At 61.9% G+C, this 22,250-nt stretch carries 24 protein-coding genes; 10 read left to right on the top strand and 14 right to left on the bottom strand.

What is annotated here, in order from left to right:
- Nucleotides 1–492 precede the first annotated feature (492 nt).
- From PVU19_RS07430 to PVU19_RS07410, 5 genes are all read right to left on the bottom strand, one after another.
- On the bottom strand, nt 493–3,153 hold the full coding sequence (locus tag PVU19_RS07430; protein ID WP_050663519.1) for a hypothetical protein: 2,661 nt from the start codon (nt 3,151–3,153) through the stop codon (nt 493–495).
- A 103-nt stretch (nt 3,154–3,256) separates the two neighbouring features.
- Nucleotides 3,257–3,490 (bottom strand): helix-turn-helix transcriptional regulator, encoded by a 234-nt coding sequence (locus PVU19_RS07425; RefSeq protein WP_050663518.1) that lies wholly within the window; start codon nt 3,488–3,490, stop codon nt 3,257–3,259.
- Between the two features lie 178 nt (nt 3,491–3,668).
- Complete coding sequence (locus PVU19_RS07420) at nt 3,669–4,217, bottom strand: site-specific integrase (protein ID WP_235575861.1); 549 nt, start codon at nt 4,215–4,217, stop codon at nt 3,669–3,671.
- Nucleotides 4,218–4,407: 190 nt separating this feature from the next.
- Nucleotides 4,408–5,823 (bottom strand): IS66 family transposase, encoded by a 1,416-nt coding sequence (gene tnpC, locus PVU19_RS07415; protein WP_274789764.1) that lies wholly within the window; start codon nt 5,821–5,823, stop codon nt 4,408–4,410.
- Nucleotides 5,824–5,883: 60 nt separating this feature from the next.
- A complete protein-coding gene (locus tag PVU19_RS07410) occupies nt 5,884–6,501 on the bottom strand; it encodes an Arm DNA-binding domain-containing protein (RefSeq protein WP_235575924.1) in 618 nt (205 codons plus the stop codon).
- A 443-nt stretch (nt 6,502–6,944) separates the two neighbouring features.
- Between PVU19_RS07410 and PVU19_RS07405 the strand changes: the two genes are divergently transcribed.
- A complete protein-coding gene (locus PVU19_RS07405) occupies nt 6,945–9,035 on the top strand; it encodes a site-specific integrase (RefSeq protein WP_082238063.1) in 2,091 nt (696 codons plus the stop codon).
- A 673-nt stretch (nt 9,036–9,708) separates the two neighbouring features.
- Here the strand turns inward: PVU19_RS07405 and PVU19_RS07400 are convergent.
- Nucleotides 9,709–10,224, bottom strand: coding sequence for a cytochrome b/b6 domain-containing protein (locus PVU19_RS07400; RefSeq protein WP_050664485.1), 516 nt, complete (start codon nt 10,222–10,224; stop codon nt 9,709–9,711).
- Nucleotides 10,224–10,517, bottom strand: a complete 294-nt coding sequence (locus PVU19_RS07395) for a PepSY domain-containing protein (protein WP_268785377.1) — start codon at nt 10,515–10,517, stop codon at nt 10,224–10,226. The genes PVU19_RS07400 and PVU19_RS07395 overlap by 1 nt, the downstream gene beginning before the upstream one ends.
- Nucleotides 10,518–10,556: 39 nt before the next feature.
- Here PVU19_RS07395 and PVU19_RS07390 point away from each other — a divergent pair.
- From PVU19_RS07390 to PVU19_RS07380, 3 genes are all read left to right on the top strand, one after another.
- Nucleotides 10,557–11,683 (top strand): IS3 family transposase gene (locus PVU19_RS07390; RefSeq protein WP_274789758.1). Its coding sequence is split into 2 segments (ribosomal slippage): nt 10,557–10,821 and nt 10,821–11,683, totalling 1,128 coding nucleotides; the frame shifts between segments, so codons are not numbered across the junction.
- Nucleotides 11,684–11,769: 86 nt separating this feature from the next.
- On the top strand, nt 11,770–12,744 hold the full coding sequence (locus tag PVU19_RS07385; RefSeq protein ID WP_274789909.1) for a restriction endonuclease subunit S: 975 nt from the start codon (nt 11,770–11,772) through the stop codon (nt 12,742–12,744).
- The gene (locus PVU19_RS07380) at nt 12,741–13,220 is read left to right on the top strand and encodes a type I restriction endonuclease (protein ID WP_274789908.1); all 480 of its coding nucleotides are present in this window, start codon (nt 12,741–12,743) and stop codon (nt 13,218–13,220) included. The genes PVU19_RS07385 and PVU19_RS07380 overlap by 4 nt, the downstream gene beginning before the upstream one ends.
- A gap of 168 nt (nt 13,221–13,388) precedes the next feature.
- Here the strand turns inward: PVU19_RS07380 and PVU19_RS07370 are convergent, their stop codons facing one another.
- Nucleotides 13,389–13,949, bottom strand: a complete 561-nt coding sequence (locus tag PVU19_RS07370; RefSeq protein ID WP_050663604.1) for a hypothetical protein — start codon at nt 13,947–13,949, stop codon at nt 13,389–13,391.
- Between the two features lie 112 nt (nt 13,950–14,061).
- Here PVU19_RS07370 and PVU19_RS07365 point away from each other — a divergent pair, with 112 nt between their 5' ends.
- The 4 genes from PVU19_RS07365 to PVU19_RS07350 all read left to right on the top strand — a co-directional run bounded on the left by PVU19_RS07365 (nt 14,062) and on the right by PVU19_RS07350 (nt 15,441).
- On the top strand, nt 14,062–14,334 hold the full coding sequence (locus tag PVU19_RS07365; RefSeq protein ID WP_050663603.1) for a hypothetical protein: 273 nt from the start codon (nt 14,062–14,064) through the stop codon (nt 14,332–14,334).
- Between the two features lie 5 nt (nt 14,335–14,339).
- Nucleotides 14,340–14,558 (top strand): hypothetical protein, encoded by a 219-nt coding sequence (locus PVU19_RS07360; protein ID WP_050663602.1) that lies wholly within the window; start codon nt 14,340–14,342, stop codon nt 14,556–14,558.
- 95 nt (nt 14,559–14,653) lie between these two features.
- Nucleotides 14,654–15,244 (top strand): DUF3489 domain-containing protein, encoded by a 591-nt coding sequence (locus PVU19_RS07355; protein WP_274789792.1) that lies wholly within the window; start codon nt 14,654–14,656, stop codon nt 15,242–15,244.
- On the top strand, nt 15,244–15,441 hold the full coding sequence (locus PVU19_RS07350; protein WP_050663600.1) for a hypothetical protein: 198 nt from the start codon (nt 15,244–15,246) through the stop codon (nt 15,439–15,441). Before PVU19_RS07355 ends, PVU19_RS07350 begins: the two co-directional genes overlap by 1 nt.
- 9 nt (nt 15,442–15,450) lie before the next feature.
- Here PVU19_RS07350 and PVU19_RS07345 read toward each other — a convergent pair whose 3' ends face one another.
- The 6 genes from PVU19_RS07345 to PVU19_RS07320 all read right to left on the bottom strand — a co-directional run bounded on the left by PVU19_RS07345 (nt 15,451) and on the right by PVU19_RS07320 (nt 19,565).
- Nucleotides 15,451–15,660 carry a DUF7220 family protein gene (locus PVU19_RS07345; protein ID WP_050663599.1) on the bottom strand — a complete coding sequence of 70 codons (210 nt, stop codon included), beginning with the start codon at nt 15,658–15,660 and terminating at the stop codon, nt 15,451–15,453.
- Nucleotides 15,660–16,652 carry a DNA cytosine methyltransferase gene (locus PVU19_RS07340; RefSeq protein WP_274789907.1) on the bottom strand — a complete coding sequence of 331 codons (993 nt, stop codon included), beginning with the start codon at nt 16,650–16,652 and terminating at the stop codon, nt 15,660–15,662. Before PVU19_RS07340 ends, PVU19_RS07345 begins: the two co-directional genes overlap by 1 nt.
- Nucleotides 16,652–17,974: a site-specific DNA-methyltransferase gene (locus PVU19_RS07335; RefSeq protein ID WP_274789906.1), complete on the bottom strand. Its 1,323-nt coding sequence runs from the start codon at nt 17,972–17,974 to the stop codon at nt 16,652–16,654. The genes PVU19_RS07340 and PVU19_RS07335 overlap by 1 nt, the downstream gene beginning before the upstream one ends.
- A gap of 430 nt (nt 17,975–18,404) precedes the next feature.
- Nucleotides 18,405–18,851 (bottom strand): DUF6362 family protein, encoded by a 447-nt coding sequence (locus PVU19_RS07330; protein ID WP_050664392.1) that lies wholly within the window; start codon nt 18,849–18,851, stop codon nt 18,405–18,407.
- On the bottom strand, nt 18,844–19,047 hold the full coding sequence (locus tag PVU19_RS07325; RefSeq protein WP_438829815.1) for a hypothetical protein: 204 nt from the start codon (nt 19,045–19,047) through the stop codon (nt 18,844–18,846). The genes PVU19_RS07330 and PVU19_RS07325 overlap by 8 nt, the downstream gene beginning before the upstream one ends.
- Nucleotides 19,044–19,565 (bottom strand): crossover junction endodeoxyribonuclease RuvC, encoded by a 522-nt coding sequence (locus PVU19_RS07320; RefSeq protein WP_050664393.1) that lies wholly within the window; start codon nt 19,563–19,565, stop codon nt 19,044–19,046. Before PVU19_RS07320 ends, PVU19_RS07325 begins: the two co-directional genes overlap by 4 nt.
- A gap of 657 nt (nt 19,566–20,222) precedes the next feature.
- Between PVU19_RS07320 and PVU19_RS07315 the strand changes: the two genes are divergently transcribed.
- Both PVU19_RS07315 and PVU19_RS07310 read left to right on the top strand, forming a co-directional pair.
- The gene (locus PVU19_RS07315; RefSeq protein ID WP_200901897.1) at nt 20,223–21,116 is read left to right on the top strand and encodes a patatin-like phospholipase family protein; all 894 of its coding nucleotides are present in this window, start codon (nt 20,223–20,225) and stop codon (nt 21,114–21,116) included.
- An 8-nt stretch (nt 21,117–21,124) separates the two neighbouring features.
- Nucleotides 21,125–22,024, top strand: a complete 900-nt coding sequence (locus PVU19_RS07310; protein ID WP_050664395.1) for a nucleotidyltransferase domain-containing protein — start codon at nt 21,125–21,127, stop codon at nt 22,022–22,024.
- Nucleotides 22,025–22,250: the final 226 nt, after the last annotated feature.

Raw genomic sequence — 22,250 nt, 5'->3', positions numbered from 1 at the left:
AATTCCGGCGGTGGTGGTGCTTTCGTCATGTCAAACCCAGCCTTTGTTACCCGTAAGTTACCCTTGTAGCATATATTGCAAATACATGTAAGCTAAGCTTATGTTTAAAAGCATTAATTATATTTAGGAAAATTGACTATGTTTCAAACTATCTTCACGTTCTGGGCAGAAAAAGGTGCGCAGGAGGGGTGATATTTGCAGCTGGCTACAACGCCCACACAATCCTCCCGTTCCCGACTATAAGTCCCCAAACCAGACAAACCACCGGGCGCACGGTCTTGCGACTGTCAGTTACCGACCAACACCGGGCACCAACCACATATCCCACGCACGACTTTTTCGTGCAGAACCTTATATCTCATGAAACTTGAGGTTAGTAAGAAGGTGAAGTTTAGGGGGAAGCTCTTTCTCGCACGAAAAAGTCGTGCATAGAGGGCGCTTTTTGGCCCGTTAGAATATCAACGGCCCGTAAGTTAAATTAATGCCGGTTCGCTAAATTTGCTGTAATTTATAGAACGTGCCTTTTTCGCTCGTCCTGCCCTTGACGAAACGCCGCCCGTTGATGGGACGATCCTTGTAGCGGCCAAACCAATGGGTGAACGCCTTTAAGGACATGTCTCTTTTGTCGATGACCTGCCGCACCTCATCCCCGAAGGTGCCCGTCCATCCCATGATCAGGTCGCTCTGTGTCATCTCTGCCCCTTTATGCATCCTTTCCCACAGGTCCATGACGGCATGGAGCATCGCGGTCTCGTCGTCATCGGCATAATTCTGGGCGATGACCGCCACGGGGTCGGTGAAGCCCATCCACATCGTACAGTCGCGGACCATCCGGCACCACGCTTCGAACGATCCGAACGGCGTGCCTGCCTGCACCGGCCTACCTGCGGCCATGTAAGCCTTCATCAACACCAGGGCGGCGCGGACCATGCCCGGCCAGTTCCTGACCGTCTCGCTCAGTGGGTCGAAGTCAAACCGGACCGCATGGGCGTCGATGCCCGGCGGGGTAATGTTGATACGAAGGACACGACGGTTGAGGTCGCCCGAGACTTGCACGTTATTGCCGGTGAACAGGAACAGCGCATTGGTCTGCACGGTCGGCGCGAATGACGCATGAAGCTTGCGCGCGACATACTCGGGCGAGGTCAGGACGGCGGCCAACGCATCGGATGCAACTGCGTTCTCGAGGTTGTCGAACAGCAGCGTTGACGGCAGACTGATCAGCAGGCTCAAAACAGTCTTTTGGATTTCTTCCTTGCCGCTCGGCCATTGGGCAGCGGGCACCTCCTTGCCGCATGTCATTGCGGCAAGGCAACCAGCCAGCTTCGTCTTTCCACTGCCCGCCTGCATCGCGCTGACCGCGAAGGCCGGTGCGGTCGGCAGCGTCTTGCGAACAACAGCCGTCAGCAGTGCCGCGACCAGCACGGCGCGGTCGGTGTCGCTGGGGAGGTTGTAGGCGCGGAATGGCCTCAGTAGCGTATCCTGCGCCTCGGTCACGTCCTGCGCGGTCGGTGTCTCAGGCACAGGCGGGAACATGGTGTTAGGCTGATAGAAGAGCCCGGTCGCCTCGTCATATCCGGCGCACTGGATGATCCGACCATCTGGCGTCATCGTCGGGGCATGGATGATACCACGCAGGACGCGCATAGTGCTGTGAGGTTGCAGGGTGGCACGCCTAATCTGCGCGGCGAGGTCTTTGGTCAGATTGTGGCCGACCATTTGCTTTCTCCGCCCGTCGAAACAAGTGAACCGGACCACTTGCGGCGCGGCAAGCTGTGTGTCGATGTCGTCCATCTTCATGGGTGCGAACAACTTCGAAACCGGATCGAACGCCACCCGCACCAGCCCTGCGGTGGTGCGGAACAGGTCGGGCTGCATCGCCATGACCTTGGCGACATGGACGGCAACCTCGTGCGCGTTGCCTTGCTTGACTTCGATGGTCTCCGAGATCGCCGTCAGATTGAACATCTGCCCGCCGTGGGCCTGCGAAACGACTTGGGGCGTGGCGTTGTCGAGATAGAGAATGGCCTTATTCCTGCCGCCGCCATACTCAGGCTCAAGCGGATCGGCCAGCGTAGCCCCGTGGTATTTCGTGCGGTCAGCCAGCACGTCCGAGACGCGGCGCTCCCCGTGGTTGTCCAGATGCAGGATGAAGTCGCCAAGAAGCACACGGTCACACGCGGCTGCGGTGAAGGTGCGGCGCGCTGCATCTCTTTCGGCTTCGGGCACGGTGGCGACACGATCCTCAACCCACGCATCACGGGCCTCGACCAGCGCGTCGGCGGCGTCGTCTAGGGCTTCCTCGCGCTTGCGGTCGGCTTCCTCTTTCGTGATCCGCAACGCATCCGGGCATGTCGGTCCCTCCCATGCGCGCCCCGGATAGTGCTGGAACATGCCCGCCGCTCGCGACTCCAGCGGCGGCATAGCCAAAGGCTTGCCTGCATAATCGAGGCGCTCGGGCTGAAATACGCTTCCATCAATCGGGCATCGGTAGAGAGGCGTCCCCGCTTTCGACGGCACCACAATTCCATAACCACGCGCCCACAGAGAATCGGTGATGTTATCGCCCGCGACCTTCGGGTCTACGCCAGCGGCGAGGCGGACATAGAGGCGCTGACCGCGAAGGCCGACGATCTCCTGATCGAGATTAAAGATGCAGCTAGACGCGCTCGGAGTCCACAGCATTTCGCACCCCGTCAGCGTCGGGCAAACGCTCTTCATTAGATCCACCAGGGCTGGCGGCTTAAGGGCGTCTTGGTCGGGCAAGGGGTCGTGGTCGAGCATAAGGATCGTGTCACTCGCTGGCCATTCGAAGTGATCGCGGGTCCGGGTGATGACTGCGCCGGACAGGTAATCCTTCACGGCGTCTCTGGTGACAACCTGAGCCTCGACCCTGCCGTTCTTCGGCACGCCATATCCCAGTGCCTGTGAGCTTTTTAGGGTCGCCCGGTATTTTGCGAATTGTTCGAGATCATCGACGTGATAGACGTGCACCGCGCCGCTTACCATCTTACCGCTAGCAACCGCGCGCCCGTCTGATCCGATAGTCTTTGAAAGGGCGTTCTGCCCGGTGAAGGTCGAAAAAAGAATGCGCGGGCTCGGCACTACCACCGGGGCATTTGCGCCCGTCTCCGGCTTTTTTTTTGTATTCATCTGCGTTTCCTCAGATATTGCCTAAGGCGCCGCAGTGTGGTAATAAAAAGTAATCCGCATTACCCTAGAATCCCGTCCGCGTGCCTTTCGTGGGCGGGTTTCTTTATGCGGTGGTGCGGTCGGCCTGAGCGTTAAGCCATTCGATCAGATCAGACTCACGCCAAAAACGGCGTTTGGCGATGTAGATCGGTCTCGGAAAAGTCGAGTCGCTATCCATTCGCCGCCAAATCCACATGTCTGATACGCCTCCGCACAATTCGCGCACGGCTGCGGCCTGAATTCGTTTCTCTGTCACGGTGGTAAATGCCGCGCGGTTCGATCCGGTTTGCGTCTGCATGGCGTCGTGCTCCTTCTGTTAGCACAAAGAAAAGCACGTGCCGAGGGGTGTTGTCAATCGGCACCTGAGACCTAACCCACTGGTAATAAAGGATAATAGTGGCTAATAATAGTTAACAAGGGCAGGTCGGGGTGCGACTTTTCAAAGGCTTATGCCGTTTCCATCATCCGTAAAAAAATCATGAATTGGCCGAAAAAAGCACCACGTTATCCGGTGTCCCGTCCACCAGATCGCCAACAAAGCGCGCCCAAGCGTCCAGCGCATTGCGCTTTTCGTCCGCATAGTCGTGCCGCTGATACACGCCCACAATGCCGCCTGCGGTGCCGCTAACGTGGTTTAGAACGGCCTCAGTGACGCGCACCGGGATGCCAAGCCGCGCCATGCCGGTTGCCGCCGTGCGGCGCAGATCGTGAAACGTCCAGTGCGGAATCTCCATGGCCTCGCCCGCCTCATGACTGGCAATCTCCGCCATACGTTTGGCAATGTGATTCCGGCCCTTGTGATAGCCCTGTAGGGCGGTTGCTCCGTTCATGGTGAACACATATCCCGCCTGCCCTTTGACGCGCTCCACGGCCCCCAGAACGTCGCGCGCGGCCTCTGACAGTGCTATGTCATGCGCGCGCCCGTTCTTGGTGCGGTCGGCGGTCAGATGCCATAGATCGTCGGTGATTTCGCCGTCGGTCATATTCACAACCTCGCCAAGCCGCTGACCGGTCAACAGCAGCATTTTACCAAGGTGGCCCCATGGCTGGCCTTCAACAGTGCAGGCCAGCCAGAACAGTTTGATTTCGGCATCGGTTAACACCCGGTCCCGGCTCTTTTCCTTTGCCGCCGGTTTAACGCCCATCGCTGGCGATTGCTTGATTATATGTAACTCCCAAGCACCCTCTCCGATAAGGTTGTGCGGGGGGCTGCCTTCAGAGCCGAGCGATGATCTGAGATGGTGACAGGGTCAGGGTGTCGAGGACATTGAGCCCGTGTTTTCTGGCCGTCGAGATGACGGACCTGATGTCGGCGAAGACCTGCGCACCCTCAACTGTGCGGAAGGTGCCCGAGATTTTCATGCGCAGCTTCATCATGCGCAGGTCCTGTTCAGCCTGGTTGTTGGTGAAGGGGACTGCGAAGTCGGCGAGGAACCGCAGGACGTCGTCGCGGTAGTCACGCAGGCGGATGAGCAGGTTATGGCCTGGCCGCCTGGCTTGTCGGCCGCGGGTGCCGGGGCTTTTGGCCAGTGGGGGCTGACGTTCGTGGAAGGCGAGCCCTTCGGCGAGGATCGCCATGTATCTGGTGACGATACCCTGGCGAACCGGTTCCGGAAGTTCGGTCTCGCCTCGGTGCTGAGCCTCGCACCTGAGCTGATTGGCGCGGTTGAGCACCGCGCTCACCTCTCTCGCCCACGGCTCCTTTTCGATCTCTTCGATGGCCTTGAGTTCGCGCAAGTGATGCGCCCCGCAGAGGGCGTGGGCGTCGACCCCACTCATATGGGCGTAGTAGGGTTTCCAGTGATCATGAACGATCGTCCCGCCGGTCAGGAAGGTTGGAACGGCACCGCGCCTGGTGTCGATGCGGTAATGCGTGAAGGCGGTATCGCAGATCGAGTGCAGCCAGTGCAGCTTGCCGGCAACACGAAGTCCGGTCTCGTCCAGATGCCGAACGCCGCCTTTGGTGAGGCGGGCAAGAATGTGCTCGACCACGCCACCCAAGGTGTGCGCCGCGCGGTTCACCCAGTTGGTCACGCTGGCTGCGCACAGGCTGGTGGCCCCAAACAGGTCGCGCAGGAGCAGGCAGACCCGATCCTCGGGTATCAGCTGCTGAACATTGCAATAGACCGCCGCCGCCCGCATGCGCGTGCCGTATTGCACATGCGCGTTCACGCCATCGGGAAAGCCAGCCGTCGTCATGGCTCGACAATGGTCGCAACAATAAACCGCCGCCTGATGCTCGGTGACCTCCAGGCGCGGCGCGGGCAGGTCGAACACCTGACGCTTCTCCATCCCCTTCGTCATCTCCGCCGTCAGGGCGCGTTGACACGCGCCACAACGCGTCGCTTCATGCCGTTCGACAAAATCGGGTGTTGGCGTCTGGCGCAGGGTGTTGCCCCGGTGGCCAACCTGGCCGCCGCTTTTCTTGCCGGACTTGCCACGCAGGCTGCGCGGTGACGGTTTCTTCAGGCCATCACTCGAAGGGGGCTTGCTGCTATTGTTGCTGTTCTTGGCCAACTGTCGGCGCAGATCCGCGTTTTCTTCCGCCATGGTCGCCAACGCGGCTTCAAGCTCAGTGATCCTGCGCAGAGCCGTGGCGAGTTGTTGTTCAAGGGTGGTAAGCCGATCCATGCCACCACTGATTCAGAGAAATCGACCCGGCGCCACGGAATTCAGCCCGGAACGAAAACTTCACGCGCCGAATGGCAAATTGGACTCACCCCGAAACTGACAATAACCCCTACCGCGGGGGTGCTTGGGAGTTACGATTATATCGCGCTCAACACACCAGCTTAGAAACTTGTTCAGATACGCCCGAACGCGGTTTGCAGTCACAACCCGCCCGCTGTCTGCAATCCCGTCCAGCAGGTCGATCACGTCGCGCTTTGTAATGGTTTGAATATCCCTTTCGCCCCAGATCGCCACAACGTGCCGGTTCAATTCGCGCTTGACCGTCTCGCCAGATTTCAGGGTGGACAGGTGCCGCGCGCCGAATTTCTCCACCAGCGTCTTGATCTTGTCGCGCTCGGATAGTTGGGTTTCCAGCCGTGCGGCCTTGGTCGCTTTCTTAGCTGCGCTTGGGTCGGTGCCATGGTCAACCGCCTCGATAGCCTCAGACGCGGCGGCGCGCGCATCGGCCAGCCCCATCACTGGCCAGCGGCCAAGGGTCAGTTTCTTAGGCTTGCCCGCGTAGCGATAGCGCAAGGCCCATGATTTAGCCCCGCTGGGTTGCACCACAAGGTAAAGGCCAGACAATGCCGGGTCTGGCAATTCTAGGCGTTGGTTTGGGTCGGGTTTGATCGCTTCCACGGTTTTCGTGGTTAGTGCGCGGCGTATAGTCAATTCATCACCTCAATCTGTTACCCCAAGGCTTCCCTTAGCCTCCAACGGCTTGCCGGAAAGCGGCTGTCGCTACCCGGCTTCGGCTCAAGATTTCCGCCGGGGTAACACAGGGGTAACAGATCTAGACGTTTTGCGCCGTTACCCCGCGTGCTAACATTGCATAAAATCTAGCGAAATATCAAGTAAAATATGGGGAAAAGTGCAGTCGATAGTTTTGCAAAGTTAGGGCAAGTTTGGCCCCAAATCTTGACTGTTAATCAATTGGTCGTAGGTTCGATCCCTACCGCCGGAGCCAATTCCTTCAAGTAGCTGATTTCAGACGGTTTTTCGACCGAGAGTCGAAGAATACGTCGGCTGGCACGATTCCTGTCCCTCCGCCTGGCACAAACGCTGGCACAGGAGTCGCAGACATGCAGGCCCGGCTCAGGACACAACCGCATCTCGAATACCGGCCCACGGGCTTTCACTGGCGCCGTCGCTGGCCCGGACGCATCCGGAAAATCTGCGACTCTCCAGAAAAATCCTTTCTGCTCTTCTCTCTTCGCTCCCACGTCATCCCCGACGCGAGGGCGCTGGCTCAGAAACTCACCCTTCTGAGCGACGTCGCCTTCGCCGGAGTGACGGAGAGAACGATGGCGATCGCGCCGGACATCATGGACAGGCTTCTTGTCGAGCTGTGCCGCTTCCTGATCGAGGCGGCCGATGTCGCGCGCGAGACCGCCCCCGCGCGCAGCCCCGACACCGCGGCCTACGAGCTTGCCTGCGCCAATGCCGCCATGGACAGCCTTAGAACCGCAATCGCCACGCGGGACCGCGACATGGCGCGCGATCCGCTTCGGGCCGTGGCCGCGCGACTGGGCGTCACGCTTGACGAGGACGATCCTGATTGGCGCCGCTTGGCCTTCCGGGCCTTGCGCGTCATGCTGGAGGCCGAGCAGGAAAATCACCGCCGCGACCAAGGTCAGTTCGAGACGCCCTCCGCCGCGTTCCAGACCGCAAGACCGCTGGTCGATGCGCCCCATGCTCAAAAAGACGCCGATGATCTTGCGGCATGCAGGCCGGCGCCGATGGGGCTTTCTCACACTCGATATGCGCATCCGATGTCGCCGACATCCGGTCCGGCCGCTTCGGACCACGGGGCTGTCACACCGGATGGCCCTCGCGCGTCCAAAGGGCCCGAGGCGGCGCCTGATGCGGTCGGAACGGCTCTCAAGCAGGAGGCATCCGTCGCCGCCGCGCAAGGCACGCCGCCCTGTCCAAGCATCACGGAAGGGGCGCAGATTTACATCGATCTGCGTAGCAAGGGCTACAAGACCTTCAAGCCGAACGAACAGACAAACGAAAAGGCCGGTGCAAGCTGGGCGCGCAATACCGCGCCGAATGTCCGCTCGACCGCTTGCCTGATGTCGCGGATTCTCGGCGACAAGCCTTACGACCAGATCACGGATGCGGATCTGAAACATGCATGGGAGCTCATTGCGCGACTGCCGCGCTCCTACCAGGCCAAAACCGCCAAACTGTCACCGCAACAAGCAGCAGATGAAGCGGATGCGACCGAGAAGCACAACCAGGAGATCACCCGTGCGCGGCTCCGGAAAAAAGGCGCCAGCCCGGGCAAGATCGAATCCGAGATGCTGAAGTATCGGCTGCCGCGTCTGAGGACGGCCACGATCTATCGGCACATGCAGGATCATCAGCGGATTTGCGTCTGCATGAAGAAGCAGGGCCATGTTCCGAGCAACATCATGGAAGATCACATCTGGGACTCGGCTGAATACCTGCGTCGCGAAACGCTCGAGGAAGACAACGAGCGTCTGACCTGGTGCGGTCACCTCGACGGCCTCTTCCGTTCACCGATCTTCCAGGAGAAGCTCGAAGATGTTGGCGATCCGATGTTCTGGGCGCCGCTGATCGCCGTGCATATGGGGCTCAGAAGCGAGGAGATCCTGCAGCTTTACGTGTCCGACATCAAGATCATCGGAGATGTGCCCTGCATCGTCCTGCGGCAAGGCCCGGGTCAAAGCCTGAAGAGCTTGGCGGCCAGGCGCACCTTGCCGATCCACGACAATCTCCTGAAGCTGGGGTTCATGAAGCTGGTCGCTCTGCGGGAGCGTGACGAGGAGCCACGTCTCTTTCCGTGGATCGAACGCAGCCAGAGCAAGAAGACCTTCACCGAGACGTTCTCGAAACGCTTCACCCGGTATCGCCAGGATCACAATATCTACGACACGCAGCGCGACTTCCACAGTCTCCGCACCAGCTTCAACCACCTTCTGATCGTGGCCGAATGCCCCGACACGCAGCGGCGCGCATTGATGGGGCATGTGGAGCGAGACATCGGGATCACGAACTACAACCCGCACGGGTTTTCGGAAGAACTGCTCCAGCGGCGCGTCAATTCGATCGAGGTGGATATCTCGATGATCCGGCCGCCTTTTGAAGAGCCCCGGAGCACGAATGTGGCGCATTTGTCGGACCGCCGTCAGCCGCGCCCGGCATGAGCGTGGCAAATCGGGAAATCCGAAGAACGTCCGCGGTAAGCTGTGTCATGGGATCGTCTTTGGTGCGCCGCTTTGCCCCGCCCGGCCTGCCACGCTTCAAAAACACCTGTACCCGCCACCTTTCAACCGTGACGCGCGCCTCAGCCATCCTAAGCTCGACCGCTACGATGTGGAGCGTCGCTTCGCCAGTTGATCAGCGGAAATAACCGAGCGTGACTCCCGACACCTGCCACGCCCGGGGTCGTCGCAGAGCACCTGATCGGCCTGCGTGTCGGGCGTCAGCCGATGCAGATTGGAAGGCGGCCTGCCGTGATCGTGTGGTCTTATCTCGGATCAGGCATTCCTGCAGCGGTCAGCTGTTGGGAGGGGTCTGAACACAGGTCACGTTGCAGGGCTGTTCGACACACACACACACACACACAACGAAACCGCTAAGCAACGGGAATTCCTCCCCGAAAAGGCAAAAATCTCTTTGTCTCCCGCTAAACGGATCAATTTCCCGAGCAGCCGGAGAGAACGCGCCGGTAGCGAAAGTAATACCGTTATTATCACTACATACCCGGAGGTTCAAGCTGATGATGTCAGCGCAGAAGAAATGGCGCAAACTCGATGGCCGGAACCGCCTGCCCGAGATCATCCAAGGGGTTGAGTTCCGCGACGGCCTCCGCCACGTTCAAGCCGCCGCCTGATCAGGCGTCACCAACTTCTGCGCATATCTCTCTGTCTCGCCGTGGTCGCTGTGTGCATCCTCTATTGCCCATCCCGGAAGAGTTTGCGCGGAGATGACACCCGCCAGCGGGCCTTCGCCCTCTTCCACCGCGAGGGTTGCCATACCCGACAGCGCGGTCAGCGTCAGCGCGAACAGCAAGGCCACCGTCATCGCGCCACCCGCCGGGCTATGGCCAACGTGACGTTTGGCCCGGCCCAGGACGAGATCGCGCAGATACCGGATCACGCGCCCCGGGCCAGTCACGAAATCAGAGAATCGCGGCCTCCGGGGGCCGATGAAACCCCAGACAATGCGCAGCGCAACCGTCCCGGCGATGGCGTAGCCTGCGTAAGTGTGAAGCCATGCGGCTTCCCCTTCCGTCAGGTAGGCGGTGGCAAAACCTGCCACAAGGACCCAATGCCCGATGCGGATCAAGGGGTCCCAGACCCGCATCGTGGACGTATCAGACGTGTTGGCCATCAGTCGTCATTGCGCTCATAAGGCCGGTCATCTTCGTCATAGTCATCGTCGCGGTAGGGCAGAACCTCACCCGTCACCGGGTCAAGGTAGGCTTCGACCTTCATGCCCTTGCCATCAAGCATATCAACCTCGTAGTGGCCGCGCTCGAACTCGATTTCCAGAACTGTGTATCCCTGTTCCTCGAACATCGTGGCGATTTGCACGACGCTCATGCGCTCTTGCGTCTGGGACTGCGCGGTGGCGCCAAGCGCAAACAGACCAAGGGCTGGAGTGCCCCCACTGAAGTGGTCCACCAACTGGGATAGTATTATCCCATTTCAGGAGGAGCAGAGATGGCTGGAAAGAGAGACAAACCCGAAGAGATCGTGCTGAAGCTGCGGCAGGTTGAAGTGTTGCAGGGGCAAGGCAGCTCGATTGCCGATGCCGTGCGCCAGATTGGCGTGACGCAGCAGACCTATTATCGATGGCGCAAAGAATATGGTGGCATGAGCCGGGATCAGCTCAAACGTTTGAAGCAGTTGGAGACCGAGAATACCCGGCTCAGGCGTGCGGTTTCAGATCTGACGCTGGATAAGATGATCCTGGCCGAGGCTGCACGGGGAAACTTTTAAGCCCTTCCCGTCGCCGTCAGTGCATTGATCATGTGCAGCAGACCCTTGGCGTATCTGAGCGCCGGGCCTGCCGTACACTCGGACAGTATCGTTCGACACAACGCAAGGTTCCTTGCGGTTTGCCGGACGAAGAACGGCTGACTGAGGACATCATTGAGTTGACGCGAGAGTTTGGGCGCTATGGATATCGCATGATTACCGGGATGCTGAACAACAGCGGCTGGCATGTAAATCACAAGCGCGTCGAACGCATTTGGCGGCAGGAAGGGCTGAAAGTCCCGCAAAAACAACCAAAGAAGGGGCGGCTCTGGCTGAACGATGGCTCATGCATCCGGCTCCGACCTGAGCGCCCAAACCATGTCTGGTCCTACGACTTCGTCCAGGATCGGACCCACGACGGACGGGTATATCGCACGCTCAATATCATCGATGAGTTCACGAAGGAGGCCCTGGTGATCCGCGTCAAACGCAAACTCAATTCCGTCGATGTGGTCGACGCCTTGACCGACCTGTTCATCCTGCGCGGTCCGCCGGAATACATAAGATCCGACAATGGCGCGGAATTTATCGCCAAAAAGGTACGCGCTTGGATCGGCGCGGTGGGCGCCAAGACGGCCTTTATTGCGCCAGGATCTCCGTGGGAGAACGGCTACTGCGAAAGCTTCAATGCCAGGTTCCGGGATGAGCTTCTGAACGGTGAGGTCTTCTACTCGCTACGCGAGGCCCAGATTCTGATCGAGAAGTGGCGCCGCCACTACAACACAGTCAGACCGCACAGCGCTCTGGGATACCGCCCACCAGCGCCCGAAAGCATCGTTCCGATAGACCAAAGGCCGACCATGCACTAACATTTAAAACGGACCACTCAGTGGGGGCAGACCACCCGATCAATCTGAATTACGATTTGGTCAGTCTGCGGACTGCGCTATCGGACATGGATGTATGCGTCAGTCCCGCGTACATCGTTCTCCGGGCGGTCCCCGAAAAGATTCATCCCGTTTTTGGGAACTATGTGCTTCATGTCTTCGACGTGTGCCATATGAAGACCCTTGGCGCGGGTGTTCGACAGACGATTACCTTCAAGGACATCGGGCAGTGCGTCTGGCCGCTCCCGCCGATGGAAGAACAGACCGCCATTGCCCACTTACTCGACCGCGAAATCATTCGGATTGACGGCCTGATCGAGAAGAAGACCCGGTTCATCGCGCTGCTCAAGGAAAAGATCCTTGGCTTTGCGGACTCGTGCGTTACCGGTAGGGACGACAGCCAACGCGCCCTCAAGAATATCGATATCCCGTGGGCGCCTCAGATTCCGGAAGGCTGGACCGTGCGAAAGGGCAAGCATCTCTTTGAAGAAATGGCACGCCCGGTGGGTCCAGAAGATGAAATCATCACCGCGTTCCGCGATGGGCAGGTCTGCCTCAGGAGCAAGCGGCGAACAGAGGGGTATACCTTCGCCGAGAAGGAAGTCGGATACCAAAGAATACTAAAGGGCGATTTGATCATTCACACCATGGATGCCTTCGCGGGAGCGATCGGGGTTTCGGAGGACGACGGAAAAGCGACCGGCGAGTACGCCGTGTGCAAACCTCGCTCCGATGAGGCTGTCCCCGAATACTACGCCTACCTGCTCAGGTGCATGGCGCGGCGAAACTACATCTATGTTCTGTGCCCATCTGTTCGTGAAAGAGCCCCGAGGTTTCGTTTCGTGCGGTTCGCGCCCGTGAAACTCCCCGTGCCTCCACGCGAGGAGCAGCTTGAAATCGTTGATCGGATCGAACGTGCCACGGCGCGGATGAAGAACCTGATCGCCCAGACCGAGCGTAGCATCGACCTCCTGCGCGAGAAGCGTTCCGCCCTGATCACCGCCGCCGTCACCGGAAAGATCGACGTGAGGGCCGCGGCATGAGCGACCTGCATCACGAGAAGCACCTCGAGTCCCATATCGTCGGCAAGCTCACCCAGGCGGGCTGGCTGGTCGGCACCTCCGACGCCTACGACGCCGACCGCGCCATGTATCCCGAGGACCTCGAAGCCTGGCTGCGCGCCACCCAGCCCCAGAAATGGGACCGGCTTCACGCGATGAACGGCGACAAGACCCTGACGGTTGTCATGGACCGGCTGGAGACCGCGCTGGAGAAACAGGGGATGGTGCAGACCCTGCGCCGGGGCTTCTCCATCGCGGGCGCCGGTCACCTCGACCTGTCCGAGGCAGCCCCCGAGGACCAGCGCAACGAGAAGGTCCTGCACCGCTATGCGTCGAACCGGCTGCGGGTCGTGCCGCAGCTGAAGTATCACCCGGGCCGCGAGCTCGCCATCGACCTCGGCCTGTTCCTGAACGGCCTGCCGCTCGCCACGGTCGAGCTGAAGACGGATTTCATGTAAGGCGTGCGCACCGTGCGATACTGCCCGGGCTCGGCCGAGGCGCGCGACGACAGCTTGCGGTGCCGGTCGGCCCATTCGGATACCGTCAGGTCCGGGTCGGGCCGCAGCCCTGCGCCCCAGGCACGCAGGATGTCCTGCGCCCCGTCGAAGGCCTGCGCGTCCGCGTCCTCAGCGGAGATCGGGCTGGATCTCGGCGAGGTCGTCGAGCTGGGATCGGACATGTTTCTCCAGAGCCTTCTGCATCGCGGCCGGTTCCACGCCCACATCGGCCGCCATCAGTGCGGCCACCCGGGCGGGCCAGTTGACCCAGACATCGCGCTCCTGCCGCGCCAGCCGGAACACCAGCGCCAGCGCGCGGGCGCGGTCGATCAGCTCGCCTTTCAGCTTTTGCAGCCGGATGCGCCGCTCCTGCGCCTTCAGCACCTCGTTGGCCGTCTTCGCCTGCAGGAAGGTCGTCCCGCCGCCCGTGGCCGGCGCGGCCAGGCCCTGTTCCTTGAGGGTATCGCCCACCGCCGAAACAGCCGCCTCCGGTACGGGCTTGCGCTTCGGCGCGGGCGGCTTGCGGGTTTTCGACGGGTCCGTGCTCTCGGCCCGGCGCGCGTCGCTGGCGTCGGGATCGATGCTCCCATCGGCGTGCAGCACCAGGCGGCCGGCGGCCTTCGCCTTCTGGATCGCCCCGCGCGAGAGGCCGACGCGGGCGGCGTATTGGCGCTCGCTCAGACCCTCCATGCCGCGCTCCGATTATCATTCGAAATCATGTGCTTATTGAGTTGATAAGCCTCTGCGCCGGAGCGAACCTGGATCCAGAAGGACGATGCAACTCAGCACACGGAGCCACCGGATGACCACGCGCCTGAACCCAATCACCACGCCCCGCCACCAGCTCCGCGCCGAGAAGGCGCGCCGCAACAAAGAAGCCGCGCTGAACGCCTTCATCGGCAAGAAAGCCGAGATCGACGAGATGCTCGCCCGGCTACAGGCGCTGAGCGACGACCATTTCAACTGCCACCCCGACGAGGTGGGCTGGGCGATGGTCGGCACCCTTGACCACTACGCCAGCCTCCTCAAGCGCATCACCGACAGCGCCTTCGGCGAGGGCGAGCACGCGGAGTAAGCACCATGGAAACCAGCACCATCCGCATCGCCATCCGCGGCCTGAACGAGCCTTGGGATGCCAGCCGCATCCCCGCCGTTCTCGAGGAGATCGGGGACGCCCTCCGCGAGGAAGCGGACATTTCGGCCCGCCTTACCGCCGACAGCATGACCATCGCCATCGACGTGGCGACGGATCGGCTGCCCGACGCCGCCACGCTCCTGCGAGACCTCGGGCTGATCTGACCTCCGGCCCCGCCGGAACTCCTGCCGCGCCAAGGCGCGGCTCGGGGTCGTAGGAGGGTCGCGACGGTCGCGGCCCCGACCAAGGAGACGACCCCATGACCAAGCTTTCCGATACCCAGCTCGTGATCCTCAGCGCCGCCGCGCAGCGCGAGGACCGCAACGTCCTGCCGCTTCCCGGCTCGCTCCGCGGCGGCGCGGCCGCCAAGGTGGTCGGCGCGCTCCTCTCCCGCGGGCTGATCGCCGAGACCACGACCGACAGCCGGACCAAGGCCGATGCCGCCCTCAACCGCATCTGGCGCAACGACACGGACGGCCGCGCCATCCTCCTGCACATCGCAGATGCGGGCCTCGCCGCCATCGGGATCGAGCCGGAAGGCGGCGACAGAGCGAACACGGGCGCCGACGCGGCGCCGAGCGCGGAGGCCCCGAAGGACGCTCCCGCCGAGGGCGACCCCGCGGCCAAGGCGCGCACACCGCGCGCGGGCACGAAGCAGGCGAAGCTGATCGAGATGCTCCGCGCCGAGGGCGGAGCCACCATCGCCGAGATCGTGGCGGCACTCGACTGGCAGGCTCACACCGCTAGGGGCGCCATGTCCGGCGCACTGAAAAAGAAGCTCGGCCTGACCATCACCTCGGAGAAGGTCGAGGGTCGTGGGCGCTGCTATCGCATTCAGGACGCGGACTGATGCCGCGCTTCAGGGTCAAGATCACCCGCGACGTCACCGAAAGCACCTTCGTGTCCGTCGAAGCACTATCCCCTGAGGCGGCGCAAGTCGCCGCCTTCAAGGTTCTGGCCGACATGGAAAACGCCGTCTGGACCCTCGATGAAGGTTCGTGGAATGCGGGCGGTGCATACGTCTCGGAAGTCGCCTCCGAAGAGTGACGCGCGGCGTCACCGCCAAAATTCGAACAGCCGGCGCAGAAGATAGCCGCGCGCCAGCGAGACGCCGACGAAGGCGAGGCCGATGGTCATGTGCTCGGCGAGACCGGTCTCGATCCCGAACAATGGGAACACGACGATCTGCGTGGCGATGGCCAGCACGTAGCCGACGACGACGTTCGTCGCGGCCTCGACCATCGACATGATCCGGCTCTGCTTCATCACAGCCCCTCCGGCAGGCTCTCCAGAAACGCCGTCACGAACTCCGCCGCGAGCGGCGGCACGATCGCATTGCCGTAGCCCCGCAGCAGCCCCATGCGACCGGATATCCTATCAACCAGCGGGAATGTTCCGGGCTCAACGGGCCGCCAGCGGCCATCGCGGCAGAGGAGCCAGTCCGGATCTCGCCAGACGCCGTCCGTCGCATCGGCGCCGGTGGGGTCGTCACCTTCGACCAGTCGACCAGCTTTACCGTCCTGCGGCTCGCATCCGTGTTGCCCGCCGCGTTGTACGCTGCCGTCGCGGGCGAGCCCGCCATCGCCGTCGGCCAGCCCGCCAGCCAGACCTGCCGGCCGAGTAGCGCGTTGATCGGCACCGCCCGGCATTCCGATCCGTCCTTGTGATCCCGCGCTGAGGCCGTTGCCCAGCCCGCCCGGCTCCAGGGCGGCGGCGCCGAAGAACAGCCGCTGGCGGATATGCGGCGCGCCGATGCCCGTAGCCGGCAGATCGGCCGCCGCGACGGCGTAAGATGCCGCTTCCAGCGCATCCGCCAGAGCGTCGAACCACGCCCAGTCATCTGCACCCGCAGCCGGCTTTCGAGACGCTGCGCCAACACGTCCGAGCACGGCCGCGCTCGCGACCTGTTCGCCGAAGACGAGGCCGGGTCGGCAGGCGGCGACGAGCCGCAGGAAGGCGGGGGCGAGATGGCGGTCATCGTCCTGTCCCTTGCGCTGCCCGGCCTGGCTGAAGGGCTGACAGGGCGGTGAGCCGGTCCAGACCGACAGGTCCTCGGCGACGCCCGCGAGGCGCAGCGCGTAGGGCCAGCCGCCGATCCCGGCGAAGAAATGGCATTGCTTAAAGCCCCGCAGGTCCGACGGCGTGACGTCGAGGATGGACCGCGCATCCACCTCGCCCGCGGGCAGCAGCCCGGCCGCGATCAGTTCCCGCAGCCAGGCACAGGCGGCGGGATCGGTATCATTGTAGTAGACGGCCATCAGGCGGCAGCGTCTGCCTTGTCGCCAAGCCGCTCCGACTTCACCTCGGCAAAAGTCCGGCCGTCGCCGTCGAGGATCGCGTCCTTGCCAGTGTCCGCCTGCCAGCGCTCCACGGCGACATCGACATAGGCCGGGCTGATCTCCATCGCGAACACGCGCCGCCCGTTGGCCTCGCCCGCCATGATCTGCGAGCCCGAGCCAGCGAACGGCTCGTAGCAGAGCCCTCCACGGGCGACGTGCTGGCGCATCGGGATCCCGAAAGCGTCGAGCGGTTTCGGCGTCGGGTGGTCGGGCCGGTCGTCCTTGGCGAAGGACGGCATCTCCCAAGTCGAGGGCAACGTCTGCTCGGCAACCTTCGGCGGGCGGTTCGGTCGGCGCCAGCCCATGAAGCAGGGCTCGTGCTTCCAGAGGTAATGCGACCGGGTGAGAACCCCGCGGTCCTTCACCCAGATGATCTGCTGGTGGACGAAGGCGCCGGCTTTCTCCCAGCAGGCCTCCAGCATCGCCTGCCGGCGCGAGGCGTGCCAGCAGTACCAGGCGGCGTCCTCGGTGATCGCCTCGGCGACGGCGGCCGCTATGAACCCGTCGTAGAGTTCGGCCCCTTGGCTGCTGTCGTCCCAAGTGACGCCGTAGGACTGGCTCCAGTCCTTGTTCCGCGTCGGGTGGTTCGATCCGTCGTAGTCGACGAGATACGGAGGGTCGGTCGCAAACAGCACCGCGCGCTCGCCGTTCATCAGACGGCGGACATCTTCGTGGTTCGTGCTGTCCCCGCAGAGCAGCCGATGATCGCCGAGGATCCACAGGTCGCCTGTCCGCGAGGCCGGATTGCGCGGTGGCTCGGGGATGGTCAGCGGAGGCACGGAGCCCCCGGCGCTACCTTCTTCTCCGCCGCCCACGTCCGTATCGAAGGCCAGCAGCTTGTCGAGTTCGCCGTCGGAAAAGCCGACCAGCGACAGGTCGTAGTCGTCGGCCAGCAGCTCGTTCAGTTCCGCCGACAGCAGCGCCTCGTCCCATGTTCCGAGTTCGGTCAATTTATTGTCGGCCAAACGATAGGCCCGGCGCTGCGCCTCGGTCAGGTGCCCGAGCACGATCACCGGCGCCTCGGTCAGCCCAAGTTGCGTCGCGGCCAGCACCCGCCCGTGGCCGGCGATCAGCTCGCCGTCCTCGCCCACGAGGCACGGCACGGTCCAGCCGAACTCGGCCATGCTGGCAGCGAGCTTCGCGACCTGGTCGGGCCCGTGCTGCTTCGCGTTCTTCGCGTAAGGCTGCAGGCGCGCGAGCGGCCAGTGCTCGATCCGCTCCGGGGCGAAGCTCAGCGTCATGCGTATTCCTGTCTATGGCATTGGGGCCGAAGGGATTGGACTCCCCCACGGGTGGACTCCGCGGTGGGGGCCACCGGCTTCCGGCTGGACTCCGAAGTCCGCGGGGTATCCACCCCGCGCGGCCGGTCAGGTCTTTGAAATCACGAAGCTTTCAGGGTGTCGTAGCTGGATGCTGGACACCGGTGGCTTCCCAAAAAATCGGCCCTGTCGCTGGCGACATTTTGCGCCACGCCCGCCAGCATACGTTTCGGCCCGGAAAGGAACCGTAAAACAATGACTTGGTGGCCTGGACCCCGGCTGGACCCTGCGCCGGACCCCGGGAAGCCAGCGGCGGCGGGCCGTCCCGCGCACGCCTCTCCCGAGTATATCCCGTTTGTAGCCCTCGGCCGGGGATCGGTGAACCCCCACCGATGTCTCTCCGAAAATTCCCTCACAGGATGATTTTTCTTGACAGCCGATCGGCGTTCTCGACCACGAAGCGCCGCGATCGCCTGGACGACGGCACGCGCCCGTTGAGCCGCCATGTGATCAGCGCCACGCCGTACTGCCAGTGCCGGTTGGCCGCCGGACGGCTCAGCCCGACCTCCCAGCCGATCTTCTTCCACGGCTGGCGGTTGGCGCGCAGCCAGACGATGCGGGCGTCGTCGCGCTCGAGCCAGCGCAGCCAGAGCATCGCCGCCTCGGCCTCGGTGATCTGCCGCGGGCTCGGGCGCGGTCGCTTCATCTCGGGCTCCTGGCCCACCTGATCTGCGAAGCCGTGGAAATACTCCGGCCACGCGTTGAAATACCCGGTGGGCTTCACGGCGGGCAGTTGTGCGAACACGTCGGCGGCGCTCTCGACCCGGTCCTGCACCCGTGCCATGGTCCATTCAGTCATGCCGCACCTCCCGGTCCCGCTGCCCGTAGAGCCGCTCGCCCAGCTGCCGGACGAGCTCGCGTTCGGGCCAGGTCAGGCGGTCGTCGTCAACGGAGACGGCCAGCACACCCTGTTCCTGCCAGCCGTCGCGCTTGACCTGCTGGGGGTCGCGGCGCCGCCCGCCATAGCCTTTCGGCGTGAACCGCATGCCGGTCATGCCACACCTCCCTGCGTCTCGATGGCCCAGAACAGGATGGCGATGGCATCGGCCTCGTTGTCATCGGCGGGCGAGAACCCGCGTGCCCGGACCGCGGCGATCATCGCCGCCTTGGGCGCGTTGCCCTTGCCGGTGGCGTGGCGCTTGATCGTGCCGACCGGGACGCCTGCATAGGGGATGCCGCGCAGCTCGGCCCACGCGGTCAGCGTGGCCATCAGACCCCCATAGACGTGGCTCGCATCGGTGCCTGCGTGCCGCCGAACTTCTTCGAACCAGATCGTGGCGATCGGACCTGACAGCCGGTCCAGTTCGGTCAGCCAGTTGGTGAACCGCAGATATCGCATGCCGCCGCCGTCGTAGCGGCTGGGCTTGAGCGAGACCGTCCCGCTGGTGATCAGGCCGTCCGCCGCGCGCAGCGCCCAGCCGGTGGTCGTGCCGAGGTCGAGGGCGAGGATCGTGTTTGCGCCGTGCTGGGGTTCGGGGCGCGTATCGGCAACGCGTTGGTGTTGTGTGTACATGGTGAAGGCTCACGGGATCGAGTGGGCCTTCGGCTTTGGTCGAGACAAGGCTAGTGCGCCGGATTCCGCCGAACAAGAAAAATCGCCACCTGGACCAACCCCTAGCCTGCGAGCGGATGTCGCCCGGCCCATGTCCCAACCTCATGGCGCGCTGTCCCAACCCTCTCAGGGGGTTGGGACAGGCTTTTATCGTTCCATGGCAATGCCTTGCCCAGATGTGGTCCCAACCTCGGTGTCCCCAACGGGGGTCCTTCTCTTTTCGTATAGAAAAGCATGTTCCCGACCTTTTCCGTTCTCCCACATGAATGTGTAGCAAAAGGTTGGGACCACGGGGTGAGGTTGGGGACACCGTTGTTTTTGAACGGCTTTTCGTGTCCCCAACCCCCTCGGGAGGTTGGGACAGGGTTGGGACCACCGGGGAGGTTGGGACAGAACGCCATGAATATTGCCAAGCAGCTTCAGATAAACAGAGGATGCGGACGAAGGTCGCGGAGCGGCCGTTGGTTGCGAAAACGAACTCGCCTGGCACAGCATCACAGAACAGCCATTCGACGATGCACCGCTAACTCTTGCATACGACCTGCGCACAATCCACTATATCTGGGTATCACTTGGAGCGTGCTTCCGATGCAAGAAGGCGTTTGCAGGATCTTGAGCTTGGACGGTGGGGGAGCGAAAGGCTTCTATTCCCTCGGAGTGCTGGCCGAGGTCGAAGCAGTGCTCCCTCAGCCCATTCACGAGAGCTTCGATTTGATCTTCGGGACAAGTACCGGCTCGATCATCGCCACGCTGTTGGCTACCGGAAAGACGGTCGAAGAAATCCATTGCCTCTATCGGGAGCACGTCCCGCATATCATGCAAGCCAAGAAACCGCGCGAGCGCACACGGCGTCTTCGGGCCGTAGGAGAGAAGGTCTTCGGAGAGGATGGTTTCGACACGGTTCGCACTGGCCTTGGTGTTGTGACTACGAAGTGGCAACTTGAGACGCCAATGATCTTCAAGAGCATGCAGACCCAGGCACACGGCAGGCGCGCTACATTCGTTCCGGGCTTCGGCTGCACGCTCGCCGACGCGGTGGAAGCGTCTTGTTCGGCGTACCCGTTCTTCGAGCGCAAGATCGTGAAAACGAGCACGGGTAACGATGTCGAGCTCTTCGACGGCGGCTATGTGGCGAACAATCCTGCGCTCTACGCGTTGGCTGATGCCACCGGGCCGCTTGGGTTCGCACCGACTGAGTGCCGCGTACTGAGCATAGGTTGCGGGCAGTACCCGGAGCCGCGCTACCCATTCTTCGAACGCATGAAACGCCGCTTCTGGCTGGTGCAGCTTCTGCAGAAGACGCTCGAAGTGAATACGGCGTCCATGGATCAACTGCGCCAGCTCTTGTTTGCGACCGTGCCGACGGCTCGGGTTAGCGACCATTTCAACAAACCGGAAATGGCGACTGACCTATTTGAGCATGACTTGAATAAGTTGAACTTGCTGCGTCAACAGGGCAGCGAGTCCTTCGGCCGCTACGAGAACAAAATTCATGACGTCTTGTTTAGTTGAGGTGTGAAATGGCAATTTCAGAGAACCAACTTGAAACTTGGTCCCATGTGGGATCCCAGCAGCAATCCGCAGCGACCTACCAGACGATACGGTCAGTCCTCGAGCATCCTGATGCTCCGTATGCAGGACGCGGGATCGACGTATTCCTGCAGGGCTCCTATGGGAACGACACGAACGTCCGCGGCTCCGAAAGCGATGTGGATGTGGTGATCTGTCTAACCGACGTCTTCAACAGCGACATATCTGGTCTCGATCCAGCGGAGAAGGAGGCGTATGAAGCGAACCGCTCGCCCGCAAAATACGGCTTAACGGAGTTCAAATCTGAAGTAGTCGCTTGGCTGAAGGCGAATTTCGGCGGCGGTGTGACCCCGGGTCGAAAAGCAATTGCTGTTCCGGGAGAGGGAAATCGACGCACCGCAGACGTTTTGGCTTGCATCGAGCACCATCGGTACACCTCGTATCGGTCGCCTTCGGATAACCGTCATCATATAGGAATATCGTTCATCACTGCTGACGGGGACCGGATTGTCAACTTCCCGAGGCAGCATAAGCAGAACTGCACATCTAAGCATCAAGCTACCAGTAACCGTTTTAAGCCGAACGTGCGGGTGCTGAAGAACATGCGCAACGCAATGGTCGACGAGGGCTTCCTCAAGAAGGGCGTCGCGCCGTCATACTTTCTCGAGGGAATGCTGTGGAGTGTCCCGAACCAGAACTTCGTTGCAGGATACCAGCAGAGCTTTGAGGACTATTTGTACTGGCTGGAGCGATGCAATGCAAACGAACTGTCCTGCGCGAATGATCTCTACTGGTTAATCCGAGAGAGCTCACATGTCTGCTGGAATATGCAGAACTATCAGACGTTTCTCGCGGCTGTGCGGCGCTACTGGAACAGCGGTCATCGGTAATTCTGACATCGATTGATCGCGCTACGAGATAGGCTGCATCGACTTTCCGGCCTGTAATCCGACGACTGCCTCCTTTTGCCCAGAAGGACGTTGGCAGCTCCAATCCACCTAAGGGTAGGCGTCCGCAGCGAGTGCTGCATTCCACCAGACTCAGCGGGATACAGCGATGTCGAGACCAAGGTCCGGTTTTCGCCGTTTGCCGCCTCATCACGAGTCTAGTCGCCTG

This window comes from Roseovarius tolerans (assembly GCF_028885395.1).
In the GTDB taxonomy this organism is placed as follows: Bacteria; Pseudomonadota; Alphaproteobacteria; order Rhodobacterales; family Rhodobacteraceae; genus Roseovarius; species Roseovarius tolerans.
The sequence above is the reverse complement of the archived record's forward strand: the minus strand, read 5'-3'. Positions and strand labels throughout refer to the sequence as shown.

Excerpts from the sequence above, each read along its gene's own strand:
- PVU19_RS07430 (WP_050663519.1), bottom strand. The coding sequence starts at position 3,153 with ATGAATACAAAAAAAAAGCCGGAGACGGGCGCAAATGCCCCGGTGGTA.
- PVU19_RS07380 (WP_274789908.1), top strand. The coding sequence starts at position 12,741 with ATGAGCGACCTGCATCACGAGAAGCACCTCGAGTCCCATATCGTCGGC.
- PVU19_RS07345 (WP_050663599.1), bottom strand. The coding sequence starts at position 15,660 with ATGAAGCAGAGCCGGATCATGTCGATGGTCGAGGCCGCGACGAACGTC.
- PVU19_RS07355 (WP_274789792.1), top strand. The coding sequence starts at position 14,654 with ATGACCAAGCTTTCCGATACCCAGCTCGTGATCCTCAGCGCCGCCGCG.
- PVU19_RS07335 (WP_274789906.1), bottom strand. The coding sequence starts at position 17,974 with ATGACGCTGAGCTTCGCCCCGGAGCGGATCGAGCACTGGCCGCTCGCG.
- tnpC (WP_274789764.1), bottom strand. The coding sequence starts at position 5,823 with ATGGATCGGCTTACCACCCTTGAACAACAACTCGCCACGGCTCTGCGC.
- PVU19_RS07340 (WP_274789907.1), bottom strand. The coding sequence starts at position 16,652 with ATGGCCGTCTACTACAATGATACCGATCCCGCCGCCTGTGCCTGGCTG.
- PVU19_RS07320 (WP_050664393.1), bottom strand. The coding sequence starts at position 19,565 with ATGTACACACAACACCAACGCGTTGCCGATACGCGCCCCGAACCCCAG.
- PVU19_RS07400 (WP_050664485.1), bottom strand. The coding sequence starts at position 10,224 with ATGGCCAACACGTCTGATACGTCCACGATGCGGGTCTGGGACCCCTTG.
- PVU19_RS07350 (WP_050663600.1), top strand. The coding sequence starts at position 15,244 with ATGCCGCGCTTCAGGGTCAAGATCACCCGCGACGTCACCGAAAGCACC.
- PVU19_RS07385 (WP_274789909.1), top strand. The coding sequence starts at position 11,770 with ATGGATGTATGCGTCAGTCCCGCGTACATCGTTCTCCGGGCGGTCCCC.
- PVU19_RS07370 (WP_050663604.1), bottom strand. The coding sequence starts at position 13,949 with ATGGAGGGTCTGAGCGAGCGCCAATACGCCGCCCGCGTCGGCCTCTCG.
- PVU19_RS07425 (WP_050663518.1), bottom strand. The coding sequence starts at position 3,490 with ATGCAGACGCAAACCGGATCGAACCGCGCGGCATTTACCACCGTGACA.
- PVU19_RS07360 (WP_050663602.1), top strand. The coding sequence starts at position 14,340 with ATGGAAACCAGCACCATCCGCATCGCCATCCGCGGCCTGAACGAGCCT.
- PVU19_RS07325 (WP_438829815.1), bottom strand. The coding sequence starts at position 19,047 with ATGACCGGCATGCGGTTCACGCCGAAAGGCTATGGCGGGCGGCGCCGC.
- PVU19_RS07405 (WP_082238063.1), top strand. The coding sequence starts at position 6,945 with ATGCAGGCCCGGCTCAGGACACAACCGCATCTCGAATACCGGCCCACG.
- PVU19_RS07330 (WP_050664392.1), bottom strand. The coding sequence starts at position 18,851 with ATGACTGAATGGACCATGGCACGGGTGCAGGACCGGGTCGAGAGCGCC.
- PVU19_RS07420 (WP_235575861.1), bottom strand. The coding sequence starts at position 4,217 with ATGCTGCTGTTGACCGGTCAGCGGCTTGGCGAGGTTGTGAATATGACC.
- PVU19_RS07365 (WP_050663603.1), top strand. The coding sequence starts at position 14,062 with ATGACCACGCGCCTGAACCCAATCACCACGCCCCGCCACCAGCTCCGC.
- PVU19_RS07310 (WP_050664395.1), top strand. The coding sequence starts at position 21,125 with ATGGCAATTTCAGAGAACCAACTTGAAACTTGGTCCCATGTGGGATCC.